The 17,802-nt window shown below is 71.1% G+C and carries 16 protein-coding genes; 7 read left to right on the forward strand and 9 right to left on the reverse strand.

Going from position 1 to position 17,802, the window contains the following annotated elements:
* Positions 1–1,087 precede the first annotated feature (1,087 nt).
* Complete coding sequence (locus tag AB0I51_RS06820) at positions 1,088–2,290, forward strand: amino acid deaminase/aldolase (RefSeq protein ID WP_362972165.1); 1,203 nt, start codon at positions 1,088–1,090, stop codon at positions 2,288–2,290.
* 54 nt (positions 2,291–2,344) lie between these two features.
* Here the strand turns inward: AB0I51_RS06820 and AB0I51_RS06825 are convergent, their stop codons facing one another.
* The 3 genes from AB0I51_RS06825 to AB0I51_RS06835 are packed head-to-tail and all read right to left on the reverse strand — an operon-like array spanning position 2,345 to position 5,935.
* On the reverse strand, positions 2,345–3,127 hold the full coding sequence (locus AB0I51_RS06825; protein ID WP_019064934.1) for a 3-oxoacyl-ACP reductase: 783 nt from the start codon (positions 3,125–3,127) through the stop codon (positions 2,345–2,347).
* Entirely contained in the window at positions 3,124–4,518 is a 1,395-nt protein-coding gene (locus tag AB0I51_RS06830; protein ID WP_362972168.1) for an aldehyde dehydrogenase family protein, read from the reverse strand. The genes AB0I51_RS06825 and AB0I51_RS06830 overlap by 4 nt, the downstream gene beginning before the upstream one ends.
* Positions 4,519–4,564: 46 nt before the next feature.
* Positions 4,565–5,935 carry a glutamine synthetase family protein gene (locus AB0I51_RS06835; RefSeq protein WP_362972170.1) on the reverse strand — a complete coding sequence of 457 codons (1,371 nt, stop codon included), beginning with the start codon at positions 5,933–5,935 and terminating at the stop codon, positions 4,565–4,567.
* Between the two features lie 96 nt (positions 5,936–6,031).
* Here AB0I51_RS06835 and AB0I51_RS06840 point away from each other — a divergent pair, with 96 nt between their 5' ends.
* Both AB0I51_RS06840 and AB0I51_RS06845 read left to right on the forward strand, forming a co-directional pair.
* Positions 6,032–6,766, forward strand: coding sequence for an FCD domain-containing protein (locus AB0I51_RS06840; protein WP_362972172.1), 735 nt, complete (start codon positions 6,032–6,034; stop codon positions 6,764–6,766).
* A gap of 64 nt (positions 6,767–6,830) precedes the next feature.
* Positions 6,831–7,547 (forward strand): gamma-glutamyl-gamma-aminobutyrate hydrolase family protein, encoded by a 717-nt coding sequence (locus tag AB0I51_RS06845; RefSeq protein ID WP_362972174.1) that lies wholly within the window; start codon positions 6,831–6,833, stop codon positions 7,545–7,547.
* On the opposite strand, the gene AB0I51_RS06850 is transcribed toward AB0I51_RS06845, so the two are convergent.
* Both AB0I51_RS06850 and AB0I51_RS06855 read right to left on the reverse strand, forming a co-directional pair.
* Positions 7,519–8,487, reverse strand: coding sequence for an aminoglycoside phosphotransferase family protein (locus AB0I51_RS06850; protein WP_362972176.1), 969 nt, complete (start codon positions 8,485–8,487; stop codon positions 7,519–7,521). The two genes, AB0I51_RS06845 and AB0I51_RS06850, sit on opposite strands and share 29 nt — an antisense overlap.
* A 315-nt stretch (positions 8,488–8,802) precedes the next feature.
* Positions 8,803–9,726 carry a LysR family transcriptional regulator gene (locus tag AB0I51_RS06855; RefSeq protein WP_362972178.1) on the reverse strand — a complete coding sequence of 308 codons (924 nt, stop codon included), beginning with the start codon at positions 9,724–9,726 and terminating at the stop codon, positions 8,803–8,805.
* 70 nt (positions 9,727–9,796) lie between these two features.
* Here AB0I51_RS06855 and AB0I51_RS06860 point away from each other — a divergent pair, with 70 nt between their 5' ends.
* On the forward strand, positions 9,797–10,921 hold the full coding sequence (locus AB0I51_RS06860; protein WP_362972180.1) for a TDT family transporter: 1,125 nt from the start codon (positions 9,797–9,799) through the stop codon (positions 10,919–10,921).
* Here AB0I51_RS06860 and AB0I51_RS06865 read toward each other — a convergent pair.
* The 4 genes from AB0I51_RS06865 to AB0I51_RS06880 form a co-directional block, all read right to left on the reverse strand.
* Positions 10,833–11,552 (reverse strand): helical backbone metal receptor, encoded by a 720-nt coding sequence (locus AB0I51_RS06865; RefSeq protein ID WP_362972182.1) that lies wholly within the window; start codon positions 11,550–11,552, stop codon positions 10,833–10,835. The two genes, AB0I51_RS06860 and AB0I51_RS06865, sit on opposite strands and share 89 nt — an antisense overlap.
* Positions 11,552–12,115 (reverse strand): XRE family transcriptional regulator, encoded by a 564-nt coding sequence (locus AB0I51_RS06870; protein WP_019066149.1) that lies wholly within the window; start codon positions 12,113–12,115, stop codon positions 11,552–11,554. The genes AB0I51_RS06865 and AB0I51_RS06870 overlap by 1 nt, the downstream gene beginning before the upstream one ends.
* 394 nt (positions 12,116–12,509) lie before the next feature.
* Complete coding sequence (locus AB0I51_RS06875) at positions 12,510–14,333, reverse strand: ABC transporter permease/substrate binding protein (protein ID WP_362972184.1); 1,824 nt, start codon at positions 14,331–14,333, stop codon at positions 12,510–12,512.
* Positions 14,326–15,384 (reverse strand): glycine betaine/L-proline ABC transporter ATP-binding protein, encoded by a 1,059-nt coding sequence (locus AB0I51_RS06880; protein ID WP_362972186.1) that lies wholly within the window; start codon positions 15,382–15,384, stop codon positions 14,326–14,328. The genes AB0I51_RS06875 and AB0I51_RS06880 overlap by 8 nt, the downstream gene beginning before the upstream one ends.
* Before the next feature lie 113 nt (positions 15,385–15,497).
* On the opposite strand from AB0I51_RS06880, the gene AB0I51_RS06885 reads away from it, so the two are divergent.
* The 3 genes from AB0I51_RS06885 to AB0I51_RS06895 all read left to right on the forward strand — a co-directional run bounded on the left by AB0I51_RS06885 (position 15,498) and on the right by AB0I51_RS06895 (position 17,767).
* Positions 15,498–15,872 carry a hypothetical protein gene (locus AB0I51_RS06885; protein WP_362972188.1) on the forward strand — a complete coding sequence of 125 codons (375 nt, stop codon included), beginning with the start codon at positions 15,498–15,500 and terminating at the stop codon, positions 15,870–15,872.
* Between the two features lie 21 nt (positions 15,873–15,893).
* Positions 15,894–16,823 (forward strand): 5'-3' exonuclease, encoded by a 930-nt coding sequence (locus AB0I51_RS06890; protein ID WP_362972527.1) that lies wholly within the window; start codon positions 15,894–15,896, stop codon positions 16,821–16,823.
* Between the two features lie 89 nt (positions 16,824–16,912).
* Positions 16,913–17,767 (forward strand): siderophore-interacting protein, encoded by an 855-nt coding sequence (locus AB0I51_RS06895; protein WP_362972190.1) that lies wholly within the window; start codon positions 16,913–16,915, stop codon positions 17,765–17,767.
* Positions 17,768–17,802 lie beyond the last annotated feature (35 nt).

Raw genomic sequence — 17,802 nt, forward strand, 5'->3', positions numbered from 1 at the left:
CAGACCTGGACCCGGCCGCGAATCCAGCCCCGGACCCAGACCCGGCCCCGGATCCGGCCCCGGTTTCGGAGTCAGCCCGAGCCCCGGCCCCAGCCCCGTTGCGGCCCGCCGGCCCATTACTCCCGAAGCCGTCGCTTTCGAAGTTCTCGAAATTCTCGAAGTTCTCAAAGTTCGCGAACGTCTGGAAGCTGCCGTCCTCGGCGCCACCGCTCCCGAACCCGCCGCTCCCGAAGCCGTTGTCCTCGGACGTCCCGCGTACGTCAGGGCCGTTGCCCGGACGTCCGGCGCGCGCCTCGAAGTCGCTGCCCTGAGATACCGAACCCGTGTCGAACCCGCTGCCCGGAGCCACGGCGCGGTCGGCCTCCGAACCGTTTCCCCGGAAGTCCGCGCCCGCGTCGGCCCCGGCGCTGCGCCGGGCCGCGCGTCTCGCGTTGCCGCCCTCCCACCACCCCGTACCGGGCTGGTCGCCACCCCAGGTCACCCTGCCGCTAACGCTCCCGGCCGACGCCCCTGGTCCGTCCTGCACGTCCGACTGCCCCTGCGCGTCCCGCGTACCCGACACCGACGGAGCCGGTGGAACCGACGGAGCCGGACCACCGCCTGGCCCCGCCCCCGAAACGGCCCCGGAAGATCCCCCGGTGCCGGAGTACGGTCCGTCCAAGCCTTCGCCTGCTGTGTCGTTCACGGGCTGCGTCGAACTCCCCGAAGGGGCCTGCGGCGAGGTGGGATGTGGCGGTACGGGGGCGCGCCGCGCTTCCGTGCTCATGCACCCCCCGTTTCCTCGTACCCGGGCCACCGTTTTGTTTCTTGTGCGGGCCGGTGTGCTCCTGCCCTTGTTCGTATACGCGCCGGCGTCCACCCCGCCTCACCCGGCACACACAAAAAACAAAAAATCGTCCCGGGCAGGCATACCCGCCTCGGCGGACCGCCATCCCGGGCGCGGTCGAACGACCGGCGGCGTTTCCTCCGTGCGTGCGCGTCACTCTACGGGTTGCCCCCGCTCGAACGGGAACCAGTCCAAGCCACCGGGGCTTCTGCCCGGAACGTCCCACTACCCTGCGGTAATCCTGTCTGGCAGGCTGCGTTCATGACTGCGCGCGCCGCCGACCGGGCCCGTTACGACCGGGCCACCGCCCACCTCGACGCCCCACTCGCGATCGTCGACCTGGACGCCTTCGATGCCAACGCGGACGACCTCGTCCGCCGGGCCGGTGGCAAGCCGGTCCGCGTCGCCAGCAAGTCCGTCCGCTGTCGAACCCTCCTCGAACGCGTCCTGGCCAGGGACGGCTTCGCGGGCCTCATGTCCTTCACCCTGGCCGAGTCCCTCTGGCTCGCCCGCTCCGGCTTCGACGACGTGCTCCTCGCCTACCCCTCCGCCGACCACGCCGCCTTCGCCGAACTGACCGGCGACCCCAAGCTCGCCTCCGCCGTCACCGTGATGATCGACGACCCGGCACAGCTCAAGCTCATCGACGACTCCCGCGCCGGCGGCACCGAAGTGGTGCGTGTCTGCCTGGAGTTGGACACGGCGCTGCGGATGCTCGGCGGCCGGGTGCGCATCGGCGCGCTCCGCTCCCCCCTCCGCTCCCCCGCCCAACTCGCCGACATCGCAAGGACGGTGTCGCGTCGCCCCGGTTTCAAGGTCGTCGGGATCATGGCCTACGAAGGTCATATCGCCGGTGTGGGCGACTCCGTCGCGGGGCGGCCCTTCCGTTCCCGCGCGATCCGGCTGATGCAGGCCACCGCCAAGCGTGAACTCGCCGAGCGGCGCGCGGAGGTGGTGCGGGCCGTGCGGGCCGTCGTACCGGATCTGGAGTTCGTCAACGGCGGTGGCACCGGCAGTGTCCAGTACACCGCCGCCGAGGATTCCGTGACCGAGATCGCGGCCGGTTCCGGGCTGTACGTGCCGCGCCTCTTCGACAACTACACGTCGTTCACGGCCCGTCCGGCCGCGCTCTTCGCCCAGCCCGTCGTACGGCGCCCGGGCGTCGGCGTGGTGACGGTCCTCGGGGGCGGCTACCCCGCCTCCGGCGCCGCGGGACCCGACCGGCTCCCGGTGCCGTACCTGCCGGAGGGTCTGCGCTACGACCCCCAGGAGGGGCCCGGCGAGGTGCAGACGCCGCTGCTCGGCTCCCCCGCCGACGATCTGCTCATCGGCGACAAGGTGTGGTTCCGGCATGCCAAGGCCGGTGAACTGTGCGAGCGGTTCGACGCGTTGCACCTGATCGAGGGTGACCAGGTGACGGCCACCGTCCCCACCTACCGGGGCGAGGGCATGACCTTCCTCTGACGGCCGATGGGAGCCGTCGGGTCAACTGCCCCCGTCCCGGCGGGGGTTCACGTCCTACATGGGGGTGACGTACGCCCCCGAGATGCCGCCGTCGACCAGGAAGTCGGCGGCGTTGACGAACGACGAGTCGTCGCTCGCCAGGAACGCGACGGCGGCGGCGATCTCGGTCGCCTCGGCGAAGCGGCCGACCGGGATGTGGACCAGGCGGCGCGCGGCCCGCTCCGGGTCCTTGGCGAACAGCTCCTGGAGCAAAGGGGTATTCACCGGCCCCGGGCACAGCGCGTTGACGCGGATGCCCTCGCGGGCGAACTGCACGCCCAGTTCACGGGACATGGCCAGCACACCGCCCTTGGAGGCGGTGTAGGAGATCTGGGAGGTCGCCGCGCCCATCCGCGCCACGAAGGACGCCGTGTTGATGATGGAGCCCTTGCCCTGACGGCGCATGTAGGGGATGGCGGCCTTGCAACACAGGTACACGGAGGTGAGGTTGACGTCCTGGACGCGCTTCCAGGCCTCCAGGCCGGTGTCGAGGATGGAGTCGTCGTCGGGCGGCGAGATGCCCGCGTTGTTGAAGGCGATGTCGACACTGCCGTAGGTGTCGAAGGCGGCCTTGAAGAGCGCCTCGACCTGCTCGGGGTCGGTGACGTCGACCTTCACGAAGAGCCCGCCGACCTCGTCGGCCGCCGCCTTGCCGTGGGTCTCGTCGATGTCGCCGCAGACGACGTTGGCCCCCTCGGAGGCGAGCCGCCGCGCGGTGGCGAGGCCGATGCCGCTGCCGGCTCCGGTGATGACCGCCGTACGGCCGACGAGACGCCGGCAAACAATCTCTGAGGTCACTGTGCTGGGCCCTCCGTGCTGGTGGAGACGTCGCTGATGAAGACGTTCTTGGTTTCGGTGAAGGCGGTGAGCGCGTCCGGGCCGAGTTCGCGGCCGATCCCCGACTGCTTGAAGCCGCCGAAGGGGGTCCAATAGCGGACGCTGGAATGGGAGTTGACGGACAGGTTGCCGGCCCGGACGGCCTTCGAGACGCGCAGGGCGCGGCCGACGTCACGGGTCCAGATGGAGCCGGAGAGGCCGTAGTCGGTGGCGTTGGCCAGTCCGATCGCCTCCGCCTCGTCGTCGAAGGGGAGCACTACGGCGACCGGGCCGAAGACCTCCTCGACGGCGACGCGTGCGTGCGGGTCGACGCCGGTGACGACGGTGGGCGGGAACCAGAAGCCGGGGCCCTCGGGGGCCTTGCCGCGGATGCCGGCCAGGTCGTCGGTGACGTACGAACGGACGCGCTCCAGCTGGACCTTGGAGATCAGTGGGCCCATGTCCGTCTCCTCGTCGGCCGGGTCGCCGACCGTCACCCCTTCGATCGCGGGGGTCAGGAGGTCCAGGAAGCGGTCGTAGACGCTGCGTTGGACGAGGATGCGGGTGCGGGCGCAGCAGTCCTGGCCGGAGTTGTCGAGGAAGGACATGGGGGCCGCCGCCGCGGCTGCCTCGATGTCGGCGTCGGCGAAGACGATGTTGGGGCTCTTGCCGCCCAGTTCGAGGGTGACGCGCTTGAGGAGTTCCGACCCCTTCGCCAACACCTGTTTGCCCACGGCCGTCGACCCGGTGAACACGATCTTCGCGACGCCGGGATGCTCGACGAGCGCGGTACCCGCGACCGGACCGTGGCCCGGCAGCACCTGGAAGAGACCCTCGGGAAGGCCTGCCTCCAGGGCGAGTTCGGCCAGCCGGAGCGCGGTCAGCGGGGTCGTCTCGGCCGGCTTGAGGATGACCGCGTTGCCCGCCGCGAGCGCCGGCGCGGTGCCCCAGGCGGCGATCGGCATCGGAAAGTTCCAGGGCGCGATGACGCCCACCACGCCCAGCGGTTCGAGGATCGTGATGTCGAGGCCGCCCGCGACCGGGATCTGCCGGCCGGTCAGCCGCTCCACTCCCCCGGTCGCGTAGTCGAGCAGATCACGGACGTTGCCGGCCTCCCAGCGGGCGTTGCCGACCGTGTGCCCGGCCTCGCGCACCTCCAACTGGGCGAGTTCTTCCAGGTGTTCGTCCACCGCGGTCGCGAAGCGGCGCAGCAGCCGGGCCCGGTCGGCGGGCGGCAGCGCGGCCCACTTCGCCTGGGCCCGGGCGGCGCGTACGACGGCGGCGTCCACGTCGGCCGCGGTGGCGGCCGGGACGGTGGCGATGACCTCCTCGGTGGCGGGGTTCAGTACGTGCAGCGGGTGCTCGGCAGGCAAGGGGGTCCTCACAGGCGTTCGTCGGCAGGCAAAGGGGTCGGGGTCCTCACAGGCGTTCGAAGGAGCGGCGCAGCTCCCAGTCGGTGACGGCGGCGTCGAAGGCCTCCAGTTCGACGCGCGCCATGTTGCGGTAGTGCGCGACGACCTCGTCCCCGAAGGCGGCCTTGGCGATCGGGCTGTTCTCCCACAGCTCGGCGGCTTCGCGGAGGTTGGTGGGGACGTGCGCGTAGTCGGCGCTGTAGGCGTTGCCCGCGCAGGCCTCCGGCAGCTCCAGCTGCTGCTCGATGCCGTAGAGCCCGGCCGCGACCAGGCCCGCCACCGCGAGGTGCGGATTGACGTCGCCGCCGGGCAGCCGGTTCTCGAAGCGCATGGAGCGGCCGTGGCCGACGACCCGGAGGGCGCAGGTGCGGTTGTCGTAGCCCCAGGCGACGGCGGTCGGCGCGAACGAGCCCGGCTGGAACCGCTTGTACGAGTTGATGTTCGGGGCGTAGAGCAGCGAGAAGTCGCGGAGCGCGGCGAGCTGCCCGGCGAGGAAGTACCGCATGACCTCGGACATCCCGCCCGGGTCGGCCGAGGAACCGGCCATGGCGTTGCCGCCCTTGCCGTCGCCCAACGAGAGGTGGATGTGGCAGGAGTTGCCCTCGCGCTCGTTGTACTTCGCCATGAAGGTGAGCGAGACGCCTTCCTGGGAGGCGATCTCCTTGGCGCCGGTCTTGTAGACGGCGTGCTGGTCGCAGGTGACGAGGGCGTCGTCGTATCGGAAGGCGATCTCGTGCTGGCCGGGGTTGCACTCGCCCTTGGCTGACTCGACGGTCAGTCCGGCGGCGGCCATTTCGTTGCGGATCCGGCGCAGCAGCGGCTCGATCCGCCCCGTCCCCAGCACCGAGTAGTCGATGTTGTACTGGTTGGCCGGGGTGAGGCCTCTGTAGTTGGCGTCCCAGGCCTGTTCGTACGTGTCCTTGAACACGATGAACTCCAGCTCCGTACCGACCTGCGCGGTGAAACCGTGCTCGGCGAGGCGCTCCAGCTGGCGGCGCAGGATCTGGCGGGGTGCGGCGACCACCGGCGATCCGTCGTTCCAGGCGAGGTCGGCGATGAGCATGGCGGTGCCCGCGTTCCAGGGCACACGGCGGAGGGTGGAAAGGTCCGGGTGCATGGCGAAGTCGCCGTAACCGCGCTCCCAGGAGGACATCGCGTAGCCGTCGACCGTGTTCATCTCGGTGTCGACGGCGAGGAGGTAGTTGCAGCCCTCGGTGCCGTGTCGGAGCACGTCGTCGAGGAAGAAGCGGGCGGCGAACCGCTTGCCCTGGAGCCGGCCTTGCATATCGGGGAAGGCCAGGACGACAGTGTCGATCTCGCCACTGGCGACGAGGGCGTGCAGCTCCTCGACGCTCAGCGGGGGTGTGCGGTCTGCCACGGGAAAGCTCCTTCGGCTTCTGCGCGCTTTTTCCGGCCGGACCGGAAGCCATAAGGTATTGCGGAGAACCATTGCTTGGGAAGGGGGTGCCGCCATATGTCGCTGGATGCGGAGGACGGCGTCGAGGACCGGTTGACCCCGGTGCTGCGGCCGGTGCGGGCGGGCAACGGCTTCGAAGAGGCGCTGGAACAGATTCTGCAGGTCGTACGGCTGGGGCTGGTGCCGGGGGGCGAGCGGTTGCCGGCCGAGCGGGAGCTGGCCGAGCGGCTGGGGATCAGTCGGGTGACGCTGCGCGAGGTTCTGAAGGTACTGCAGGACCAGGGACTGGTGGAGTCGCGGCGCGGACGCTACGGCGGAACGTTCGTACTGCCGAAGTCGGACGCCGGCGGCGAGGACGAGCTGCGGCGGCGGATCAGCGCGGTCGACATCGAGGACGTGCTGCGGTTCCGGGAGGTGCTGGAGGTCGGCGCGACGGGCCTGTGCGCGACCCACGGACTGACCGCCGAGCAGGCAGGGCGACTGCGGGACGCCCTCGCCCGCACGCACGACGCCCCGCTCGCCGACTACCGCCGCCTGGACACCCTGCTCCACCTCACCCTGGCCGAGCTGTGCGGTTCACCGACGCTGACCGCGCAGTACGCGGCGGTACGGGCCACGGTCAACGACCTGCTCGACTGCATCCCGCTTCTGGTCCGCAACCTGGAGCACTCGCAGCGGCAGCACATCGCGCTGGTGGAGGCGGTGCTGGACGGGGACGCGGACGGAGCGCGGGAGATGATGCGGGAGCACTGCGCCGGGACGGCGGCTCTGCTGCGGGGCTTCCTCGCGTGACGGGTGGGGTAGTTCAATGGTTCCCGTCGAGTCCATTCACGTCGCTTCGCGGTCGGAGGAAAGCATGGCGGGCAGGCCGCTGATCGGCATCAGTACGTATCTGGAGGCCGGGGCACGCTGGGGCGCCTGGGAGCTGGAGGCCGCGCTGCTGCCGGCCGGCTACCCGCGGCTGGTCCAACAGGCGGGCGGCCTCGCCGCGATGCTGCCACCGGACGCTCCCGAGCACGCGGCGGCGACCGTGGCCCGTCTCGACGGCCTGGTGATCGCGGGCGGCCCCGACGTCGAGCCGGTCCGCTACGGCGCGCGCCGCGAGCCCCGCACCGGCCCGCCCGCCCTCGCCCGGGACGCCTGGGAACTCGCCCTGATCGAGGCCGCGTTGGCGGCCGGCCTGCCCCTGCTGGGCATCTGCCGGGGCATGCAGCTGCTGAACGTCGCCGTGGGCGGCACCCTCGTGCAGCACATCGACGGGCACGCGGAGACACCGGGAGTCTTCGGCCGCCACCCGGTCAAGCCGGTGCCGGGAACGCTGTACGCGGCGGCGGTACCGGAGGAGACGTCCGTACCGACGTTCCACCACCAGGCCGTGGACCGCCTGGGCGCGGGCCTCGTGGTGTCGGCCTGGGCCGGGGACGGCACCGTGGAGGCGGTCGAACTCCCGTCCGCCGACTGGGTGCTGGGAGTGCAGTGGCACCCGGAGATGGGCGAGGACCTGCGCGTGATGCGAGCACTCGTGGCGGCGGCCACGGTCACCACTACGGCGCCGTCTCCCACCGCTTCCTGAGCCAGCCGAGGGCCGCGTCGCCCTGGGCCCGCTGGAAGGCGCGCAGGGTGGGCAGGCCGGGCGGCGGGGGCCGGAGCGAGTGCTCGACGAAGAAGCCTGCGAGGGCCGCCAGGGCGGCGGTGACACCGGACGGGTTCGCGCCCTCGGCGAGCGGGTGCCGGGTGAACAACTCCTCCGGATCCGGGCCGCCTTGGGCTCGCACACACGGCAGCATGACCAGCAGGTCGAACCAGGGCGCGGCAAGGACGGCGTGCGGCCAGTCGACGAAGACGACCCCGCCGCCGTCCGTGAGCAGCATGTTGTCGGCGCGCAGATCGGCGTGCGCGAGGGTGTCGCCGGACGCGGACTCGGCCCAGGGGGCGGCGAGTTGGGCCAGCTCGGCGAGATGCGCGACCGTCCAGGGGTCGAGTCGTCCGATGACATCACCCGCCGCGCCGTCGAGCAGGCGCCGCCAGCCGTCGAAGTCGTCCGCGAGGCTCTCGGCCACGGGCGGGGCGGACACGGGAGACGGGGTGAGAGCGCGCCCCAGTCGCTCCACGGCGCGCAGGACCCGCACCAACTCGGCCTCCCACCAGGGGACATGAGGCTGCCTCCCCGCCACTTCCTCGAAGACCAGGGCGACCCAGGTGCCGTCGTCATGGGTACCGAGAAGACGAGGAGCGGGTACCCCGGCCGGGAGAGCCGCCGCGTTGCGGGCCTCCGTGCGGTGCAGATCCGGGCTGTGCGGGTTGGCCTCGGCACTGACCGCTTTCACGAAGGCGCGAGTGCCGTCGGCGGTCCGCACCCGAGCGGCGGTCCCCGGCGAGAATCCGCCGGACTGAGTGACAGCACACGTCACGGGCGAGCCGAGCAACCGCGCGACGGCGTCGTGGACATGGCCGGGGAGGGCTTCCCAGGGAGTGCGGACACCTGTGGCAGGCGGGGCTGCGGGGGGAGACATACCGGTCATGGTGCGGGAGTTCGGAGGGGGCGCGCCAAGGGTTTTCGCCGCGGCCGGTCCCGTTCTGGACTGGGGCGGCGCACCCTTCGGCCACTCGGGCTGGGTCGCGCACCCCTCGACCTGCCACTCGGCGTGCCGGGTCCGGGGGCGCGCCTCTCGACCTGCCGAGCCGAAGCCACACGCCCCTCGCTCACCGGGCCGGGGCGACGCATCCCTCAGCCCACCAAGCCGGGTTGCCGCGCTTCTCGACCGACCGAGTCGGGTGGTGGGTGGGCACAGGTCGGGGTCTGGGGGCGGAGCCCCCAGGACGGGACCTCAGCCACGGGTCAGGGACAGCAGCTCGCGGGCCGGGCCCGTCGGTCGGTGGCCCGTGGGCCAGACCGCTCTCAGGTCGCGGGCCAGGGTGAGTCCCTCGACCGGTATGCGCACCAGGCGTCGGGTCGACAGTTCCTCGCCCACCGCCAGTTCGCTCAGGACAGCCGGGCCCGCCCCGCTCACCGCCGATGCCTTGACCGCCGTAGTGGAGGACAACTCGATGAGAGGGCGGGCCAGGCCGCCCAGCGCCGCGTCGAGTACCTGGCGTGTGCCCGAGCCCTTTTCCCGGAGGATCAGCGGTGTCGACGCCAACTCCGCCGCGGGGACCGGGCGTCGGCGGCGGGCCCAGGGATGGGTGGGGGCTGTCACGACGATCAGGTGGTCGTGGGCGATCACCGTGGAGTCCAGGCCGGGCGGGACCGACAGGCCCTCCACGAAGCCCAGGTCCGCCTCGTCGGCCAGCAGTTGTTCGGCGACCGTCGTGGAGTTGCCGGCCAGCAACGACACCGCCGTGTCGGGGCGTTGGGAGCGCAGGGCCAGGAGCCAACCGGGGAGCAGATACTCCGCGATGGTCATGCTCGCGGCGACCCGGAGCCGGGAGTCGCGCCGGTGCCGTAGCGCCTGGGCACCCGCGTCGAACGCGGCGGCTGCCTCGACGAGCCGCCGGGCCCAGTCCGTGACCAGGGCCCCCGCGTCGGTCAGGCGTGAGCCGCGGGGCGAGCGGTCCACCAGGGCCACGCCGAGCTGCCGTTCCATGGAGCGGATCCGACTGCTGGCCGCCGGCTGGGTGATGCCGAGCTCGCGTGCCGCACCGCCGAGGCTGCCGAGCCTGGCCACCGCCAGCAGCAGTTCCAGCGCGCCCAGATCCGGCACCCGGTGCGCTATCGACCCTTCCCGCCCGCCATCCGTCTCGTCACTGCTCATAAATCCAGTTTATGTCCCCATAGACCCATACTCCCTGGCCGCCCGTCTCAGCCGGCGAGACGCTGGACACATGGTCACCGCAGTCCGTCACCTCGGACCCAACTGGTACGCGTCCGTCATGGGCACCGCCATCGTCGCCACGGCCGGCGCCGGGCTCCCCGGTCACCTCCCGGGACTCCGCACGGCCTGCACCACCGTCTGGGCCCTCTCCCTCGTCCTGCTCCTGACCCTGCTCACCGCCCGCACCCTGCACTGGACCCACCACCGCGACCAGGCCCGCGACCATCTCCGGGACCCGGCGACGGCCCCGTTCTACGGCTGCCTCGCGATGGCTCTGCTGGCGGTGGGCGGCGGTGCGCTGGTCGTCGGGCAGGACTGGATCGGGCTGCGGACGGCGGTCGTCCTCGACGCCGTGCTGTTCGGCGCCGGTACGGTCGTAGGGCTGGTGGCCGCCGTAGCCGTCCCGTACCTGATGGCCGTACGACATCGTGTGCGCCTGTCCGAGGCTTCCCCCGTGTGGCTGTTGCCCGTCGTCGCGCCCATGGTGTCCGCCGCCCTCGGGCCGCTCCTCGTGCCCCATCTGCCGCCCGGACAGCCCCGGGAGACCCTCCTCCTCGCGTGCTTCGCGATGTTCGGGCTGAGTCTTCCGGCCACGCTCCTTTTGCTCCCGCTGGTCTTCGCCCGACTAGTCACCGGCGGACCGCTGCCCCTCGCACTCATCCCGACACTGTTCCTGGTGCTCGGCCCGCTCGGTCAATCGACCACCGCCGTCGGCAAGTTCGCGGACTTCGCCCCCGGTGTCGTACCGCCCGCCTCCGCCCAGGCATTCAGCTTGCTGGCCGTTCTCTACGGCGTCCCCGTCATGGGCTTCGCGCTGCTCTGGTTCGCCCTCGCCACCGCACATGTGGTGCGTGCCCGCCGCCGGGGCATGGGCTTCGCGATGACCTGGTGGGCGTTCACCTTCCCGGTCGGCACCTGCGTCACCGGCGCCGAGTCCCTGGCCCGGCACACCGGCCTCGCCGTCTACGACGGGCTCGCGTTCGCCCTGTACGGCGTGCTCGTCGTCGCGTGGGTCACCGCCGCCGCGCACACGGCCCGGGGCCTGATCAGCGGCGAGCTGCTCGCAGGGCCTCGGACAGCACCCGTGGCGCCTCGGCCAGTGACGGTCCGTACCACGTCAGATGCCGGCCGCTGACGAGCACGCAGGGCAGCCCAGGGAAGGCCTCCGGCCCGTCCGCGGCCGTGAAGCGGTACGGCTCGTCGGGGAGGACCACCAACTCCGGTTCCGTGGCCCGTAGTTCATCGAGCGTGGCGCGCGGGTAGCGTTCGGCGTCCGTCGCGTAGGCGTGCTCGACGCCCAGGCGGGACAGCACATCGCCCGCGAAGGTGTCCCGGCCCAGCACCATCCAGGGGCGGCGCCAGACCGGGACGACGGCGGTCAACCGGCTTTCGGGGAACGGAAGTTCGGCCCATGTCCGCTCGGCCTCGTCCAGCCAGCGCGGTCGTGGCGACGCCCCGCAGGCGTCGAGGACGCGGTCCAGTTCACGGAAGGCCTGCGGGACGTCCCGCACTTCGGTGACCAGGACCTCAACACCCGCCTCCCGCAGGGCGGTCAGGTCGGGCTCGCGGTTCTCCTCCTCGTTGGCGACCACCAGGTCGGGCGCGAGGGCGAGGATCGGATCGAGCTTCGGGTTCTTGGTGCCGCCGACGCGGGTGACGTCCAGGTCGGCCGGGTGACTGCACCAGTCGGTCGCGCCGACCACAACTCCCGGCAGCGATACGGCTATTGCCTCCGTCAGGGACGGCACGAGCGAGACGACGCGCATCAGCGCGGGCGGTCCTGGACGGCTTCGATGTGCTCGGCCACCGCGACCACGACGACCCGGGTGTCCGGCACGGTCGCGCGCCAGCGGTGGCGTACCCCGCCGGTGAGGTACATGGTGTCGCCGCGCACGAGGCGGTACGCGCGCCCCTCCGCCTCGATCTCGACGGCGCCGTCCGCGACGTACATCAACTCGTCGTTGCGGTGCTGGAATTCGCGTCCGGCGTCATGGTCGCCGGTGAACTCCGAGGCGTGCAGCTGGTGATGACCCCGTACCAGCGAACGCATCCGGGGCGCCGCCGACTCGGGTTCCTCGGCGCGTACGACGTCGACGCTGCACGCCGGGTCGGCGGCGGCGAGGAGTTCGACGGCCGTGGTGCGCAGGGCGTCGGCCACCTTCTCCAGGGAACTCCGGCTGGGGCGCGCCCGGTCGTTCTCGACCTGGCTCAGGAAGGGCACCGACAGACCGCTGCGCTCGGCCACGACGGCGAGCGTCAGGTCCAGCGCGCGGCGCCGCCGCCGTACGGCCGCACCCACCCGAAGGGGCTGTTCTTTGTGGTCGCCCATCGCTCCGGCTCCCTCCTTCGCTCGTCGGCCCGCAGCCGGTTCTGAAACTGCCTCTGATGACTTCTCTGCACCCTACGCATGTTCGGCAAACCGTTTCATGCGCCTGTCACATCCACGTCACACAGCGTGCGATCGGACTTCACAGTTCTGGCCAGTGTGCACGGCCCCGCCGCCCCTCGATCAGCGCGAGAGTTCGTCTCTACTCTTCAATGCGTACGCAGTCGCCTGTGTTCCCGCTCACATCGCAGGCCCGATTGCACGGTTTCGTAGCGCTATGTGGTTGGCCGAATCCTTTCCGTACCGGACAGGGCCACCGAGAAAGGTGGGCCCCGCCGCACGAAGGGGGGTACGCGCGGCGAAGCCCACCTCCGGGGCGGCGGCCGGGACTGTCAGGTCATCCGGCCGCCTGGCTCTTCCGGCTCTGCTTCACCGGTGCCCACCGGTCGACGAGGCCCGGGTGCTGCTTCAGCCAGGTGCGGACGGCGGTCTGCTCCTGGCCCTTGCCGGACTTCTGGATCTGCGCCTCAAGCCCGGTGAGCTGCGCCTCGGTCATGCGGAAGTCCTTCAGCCACTTGCCGACGTCGGGGTTGTCGGCGGCGAAGCCCCTGCGGGATACGGTGTGCACGCCGTCGCCCTTGCCCCAGGCGTCCTTGGGGTCGGTGAGCTTCTTCAGCTTGTAGTCGCTGTACGCCCAGTGCGGCGACCAGAGCGTGACGACGATCGGCTGCTTCTCGGCGTACGCACGCTTCAGCTCGGCCAGCATCGCCGGGGTGGAGCCGTCGACGACGTCGTAGGAGCCCTGGAGGCGGTACTCCTTGAGGACCTTGGTCTTCAGGAGGCCCATCATTCCGGCGCTCGGTTCGATGCCGGTGATCTTGCCGCCGAACTCGGAGGCGTGGGTCTTGAGATCGGCGAGCGTGTTGACGTCCTTCACATACGACGGGACGGTCAGCTCCAGGGACGTGGAGCCGTACCAGCTGCCGAGGTCGTCGAGCTGCTTGCCGTACTTCTTCGAGTACTCGGCATGCGTGGTGGGCAGCCAGGCGTCGGTCTGGAAGTCGACCTGGCCGGTGGCGACGCCGGTGTAGAGGGGGCCGGCCGCGTACTGGGCGGTCGTCACCTTGTAGCCGCGCTCCTCCAGGATCTCCTTCCAGAGGAAGGTGGAGGCGATGCCCTCGTCCCACGGGATGTAGCCGATGGTGATCTCCTTGCCCCTGCCGACGTCCGTGGCGGAGGTCGTCTTCGTGCCGGAGGGGGAGCCGAAGACACCCAGGCCGCCCGCCACCAGGGCGAGCACGACCACGCCGATCACGGCGAAGGCCGGGCGGGGGCGGTAGTTCCAGGGCTTGACGCTCTCCACTGCGCGGGCCTTGGCGGCGGCGCGACGGCCGAGCGGGGAGATCTGGGTGCCCAGCGCGCCCGTCATCCGGTCCAGGTAGATCGCGAGGACGACGATGCCGACGCCCGCCTCGAAGCCGAAGCCGATGTCGAGCTGGCCGATGGCCTCGTTGACCGCGCCGCCGAGGCCACCGGTGCCGACCATGCCGGCGATGACGACCATCGACAGGCCGAGCATGATGACCTGGTTGACGCCCGCCATGATCGTCGGGAGTGCCAAGGGCAGTTGGACCCGCAGGAGCGTGTCGCGCGGTGAGGTGCCGAACGCCTCGGCCGCCTCGACCAGTTCGGCGTCGACCTGCCGTATGCCCAGCTCGGTCATGCGGACGCCGGGGGCGAGCGCGAAGATCAGGGTGGCGATGACGCCTGCGGAGGTGCCGAGCCCGAAGAAGAGGATCGCCGGGATCAGCAGCACCATCGACGGCATCGTCTGGAGCAGGTCGAGGGCGGGCCGTACGACCGCGCTGACCGTCTTGGAGCGGGCCGCCCAGATGCCCAGCGGGATCGAGATCACCAGGGCGATGACGGTCGCCACCAGCACCAGGGCCAGCGTCGACATGGACCGGTCCCACAGGTCGAGCGAATCGATCAGCAGGAACCCGGCGAAGGCCAGGACACCCGCGACCAGTCCGCGCAGCCACCAGGCGAGCACCGCCAGGATGCCCGCGAGAAGCAGGGGTTCGGGCGCGGTGAGGACCGCGTTGACACCGTCGTACATGCCCTCGACGACCGTCTTGATCGCGTCGAAGAGCCAGGACATGTGGGCGACCAGCCAGTCGACACCGGAGTCGACCCAGTCACCGAGCGGAAGCCTAGGCACGGGCGGTCACCTGCTCCGGACCGGTGGCGGACTCCCCGCCGAGAAACGCGACCAGACGTTCCTGCGCTACGACTCCTACGACGGCGTCGGCCGCGTCGACCACCGCGACCGGGTGGGTGAGGCGGGCACTGAGGGCGCACAGGTCGGTGAAGGGGGTGTCCGGCCCGGCGGTCTCGCAGTCGCAGTCGGCCTCGTGGCCGTCGACGCCGGTGTCCATGACGGAGCTCGCGGTCAGCACGCGGGAGCGGTCGACGTCCTGGATGAAGGAGGCGACGTAGTCGTTCGCGGGGCGCAGCAGGATGTCCTCGGCGGTGCCGGTCTGGACGATGCGGCCGTCGCGCATGACGGCGATGCGGTCGCCGAGGCGCATGGCCTCGTTGAGGTCGTGGGTGATGAACACGATCGTCTTCTTGAGGGACTTCTGCAGTTCCAGGAGCTGGTCCTGCATGTCCCGGCGGATCAGCGGGTCGAGCGCGCTGAAGGACTCGTCCATGAGGAGCAGGTCGGCGTCGGTGGCCAACGCCCGGGCCAGGCCCACGCGTTGCTGCATTCCGCCGGACAGCTCGTCGGGCCAGGAGTCCTCCCAGCCGGCCAGGCCGCACAGTGCGAGGGCCTCGCCGGCGCGGGATTCGCGCTCGGCGCGGGGCACGCCCTGCACTTCGAGGCCGTAGGCGGCGTTCTCTCGGACGCTGCGGTGCGGGAAGAGGGCGAAGTGCTGGAAGACCATGCTGATCTTGCGGGCGCGGACCTGGCGCAGTTCGCGGCCGGTGAGCGCGGTGAGGTCCTGGCCGTCGAAGAGGACGCGGCCCGCGGTGGGCTCAAGGAGTCCGTTGAGCATGCGCAGGAGCGTGGACTTGCCGGAGCCGGACAGGCCCATGACGACGAAGATCTGGCCCGGTGCGACGGAGAAGGAGGCGTCGATCACGGCCGGGGTGGTGCCGTCGGCGCGCAGTTCCTCCCGCTCGGCTCCTGCTCGGAGCCGTTCGACTGCCTGGTCGGGTCGTCTGCCGAACACCTTGTGCAGATGTTCGGCTTCTAGCCTGGCTGACACGCGTACCTCTCGATAGGGGGCGGAATGGGCGGCGCCTGCCCGGGCCCGCCTCCGGCAAACGCCAAGGTGGCTCAGGTCACTCGCGTCGTAGGATCGGGGCCGAGTCTCTGGGGGTGACCGTGGAACGACCGGACGACCGGCTGCCGTCGGTCTTTCGTTTCAGTACGGAACTCGTCGCCTGGGTGGGCATGCCGTGGGCGCTGGCCGGTCGTTCCTGGGTGCTGGCCGTGCTGTCGCTCGTGGTGCTGATCGGTCTGCCGGCCGTGTTCGCCACTCCGGGTGACAAGCAGCGGGCGGTGGTGCCGGTGCCGGGGTGGGTGACGATCCTGCTGGTGCTGCTGGAGATCGCCGGTGCCCTGGTGGCCGCCTGGTGGATCATGCCGCTGTGGGCCGCCCTGCTCGTGTCCGTGCTGGCCGCCGTCACGCTGGTCACGGAGCGACCGCGATGGACCTGGCTGCTCTCGCTTTCGTCCCGCGCCGACACCTGACCGTCCGCGCGGTGCGGCATGATGCGTGACGTGACCGGACGACTGATGCTCCTCGACACCGCCTCGCTCTACTTCCGCGCCTACTTCGGCGTCCCGGAGTCCGTGAAGGCGCCGGACGGGACGCCGGTGAACGCCGTGCGCGGGCTGCTCGAATTCATCGACCGGCTGGTCAAGGACCACCGGCCCGACCAGCTGGTCGCGTGCATGGACGCGGACTGGCGCCCCCAGTGGCGGGTCGACCTGATCCCCACCTACAAGGCGCACCGCGTCGCCGAGGTGCGCGAGAGCGGCCCGGACGCGGAGGAGGTGCCGGACACGCTCTCCCCGCAGGTCCCGATCATCGAGGCCGTCCTCGACGCGGTCGGCATCGCGCGCGTGGGCGTCGAGCCGTACGAGGCCGACGACGTGATCGGCACGTTCACCGCGCACGCCAAGGGCCCGGTCGACATCGTCACCGGCGACCGCGACCTGTACCAGCTCGTCGACGACGCCCGCGGCATCCGCGTCCTGTATCCGATCAAGGGCGTCGGAATGCTCCAGCTCACCGACGAGGTGCTGCTGCGCGAGAAGTACGGCGTCGACGGCCGCGGTTACGCGGATCTGGCGCTGCTGCGCGGCGACCCCAGCGACGGTCTGCCGGGCGTGCCCGGGATCGGCGAGAAGACGGCGGCCAAGCTCCTCGCCGAGTTCGGTGACGTGGCCGGGATCATGGCGGCGATCGACGACCCGAAGTCCAGGCTGACCCCTTCGCAGCGCAAGCGCCTCGACGAGTCGCGGCCCTATGTCGCGGTCGCGCCCAAGGTCGTACGGGTCGCGGACGACGTACCGCTGCCCGACGTCGACCCGACACTGCCCCGGGCCCCTCGCGATCCTGAGCTGGTGGGCGCACTGGCGGAACGCTGGGGGCTGGGCGGATCATTGCAGCGACTGCTGACCACGCTGGGCGCGTAAGCAATGTTCTTGCCCTCGCTTTCTTGCCTTTCACAGAGAATGTAGTGCTAGCTTAGGTAAGCCTAAGCATGGGAATTCGGGAGGCCGTCATGGCAGAACGTCCGGCACGGAAGCCGCGTAAGCCCCACTCCGCGCAGGTAGTCCGCACCGAACGGCTGACCCCCCACATGCAGCGCGTGGTGCTCGGGGGCGAGGGTCTGGCCGAGTTCTCGGCGGACACCTGCACCGACCACTACGTGAAGCTGCTCTTCCCGGCCGGGGGCGCCACCTACCCCGAGCCCTTCGACGTGGAGCGCATCCGCGCCGAGTTCCCGCGCGAGCAGTGGCCGGTGACCCGGACCTACACCGTGCGCGCCTGGGACCCCGAACAACTCGAACTCACCCTGGACTTCGTGATCCACGGCGACGAGGGCCTCGCCGGCCCGTGGGCGACCCGGGTCCAGCCTGGCGAGACCGTCCACTTCATGGGCCCCGGTGGCGCCTACGCCCCCGACACCGACGCCGACTGGCATCTGCTCGCCGGGGACGAGAGCGCGCTGCCCGCGATCGCCCGGGCGCTGGAGTCGCTGCCCGAGGGTGCCACGGCCCACGCCTTCGTGGAGATCTCCGGGCCCGAGGAGGAGCAGAAGATCGACTCGGACATCGAGGTCGTCTGGCTGCACCGCGGGGACCGTCCCGTCGGCGAGGCGCTCGTCGAGGCCGTACGCGCCCTGGAGTTCCCCGAGGGCCGCGTGCACGCGTTCGTGCACGGCGAGGCGGCCTTCGTGAAGGACCTGCGGGCCCTGCTGCGGGTCGAGTCGGCGATTCCGCGCGAGGACCTGTCGATCTCCGGCTACTGGCGGCTCGGCCACAACGAGGACGGCTGGCAGGCCTCCAAGCGGGAGTGGAACGCGAAGATCGAGGCCGAGCAGGAGGGTGTCACGGGGGCTACGGCCGCCGCATAGCACCGACATGAGGTTCCGAAGGGGGGCGGCGCTGC

Origin of the sequence: Streptomyces sp. NPDC050549 (assembly GCF_040655035.1) — a bacterium.
GTDB lineage: Bacteria > Actinomycetota > Actinomycetes > Streptomycetales > Streptomycetaceae > Streptomyces.

Bases quoted from the DNA above. Each gene is read 5' to 3' on its own strand.
- AB0I51_RS06845 (WP_362972174.1), top strand. From the start codon at position 6,831: ATGGCGGGCAGGCCGCTGATCGGCATCAGTACGTATCTGGAGGCCGGG.
- AB0I51_RS06855 (WP_362972178.1), bottom strand. From the start codon at position 9,726: ATGAGCAGTGACGAGACGGATGGCGGGCGGGAAGGGTCGATAGCGCAC.
- AB0I51_RS06870 (WP_019066149.1), bottom strand. From the start codon at position 12,115: ATGGGCGACCACAAAGAACAGCCCCTTCGGGTGGGTGCGGCCGTACGG.
- AB0I51_RS06895 (WP_362972190.1), top strand. From the start codon at position 16,913: ATGGCAGAACGTCCGGCACGGAAGCCGCGTAAGCCCCACTCCGCGCAG.
- AB0I51_RS06860 (WP_362972180.1), top strand. From the start codon at position 9,797: ATGGTCACCGCAGTCCGTCACCTCGGACCCAACTGGTACGCGTCCGTC.
- AB0I51_RS06890 (WP_362972527.1), top strand. From the start codon at position 15,894: ATGCGTGACGTGACCGGACGACTGATGCTCCTCGACACCGCCTCGCTC.
- AB0I51_RS06820 (WP_362972165.1), top strand. From the start codon at position 1,088: ATGACTGCGCGCGCCGCCGACCGGGCCCGTTACGACCGGGCCACCGCC.
- AB0I51_RS06850 (WP_362972176.1), bottom strand. From the start codon at position 8,487: ATGTCTCCCCCCGCAGCCCCGCCTGCCACAGGTGTCCGCACTCCCTGG.
- AB0I51_RS06840 (WP_362972172.1), top strand. From the start codon at position 6,032: ATGTCGCTGGATGCGGAGGACGGCGTCGAGGACCGGTTGACCCCGGTG.
- AB0I51_RS06865 (WP_362972182.1), bottom strand. From the start codon at position 11,552: ATGCGCGTCGTCTCGCTCGTGCCGTCCCTGACGGAGGCAATAGCCGTA.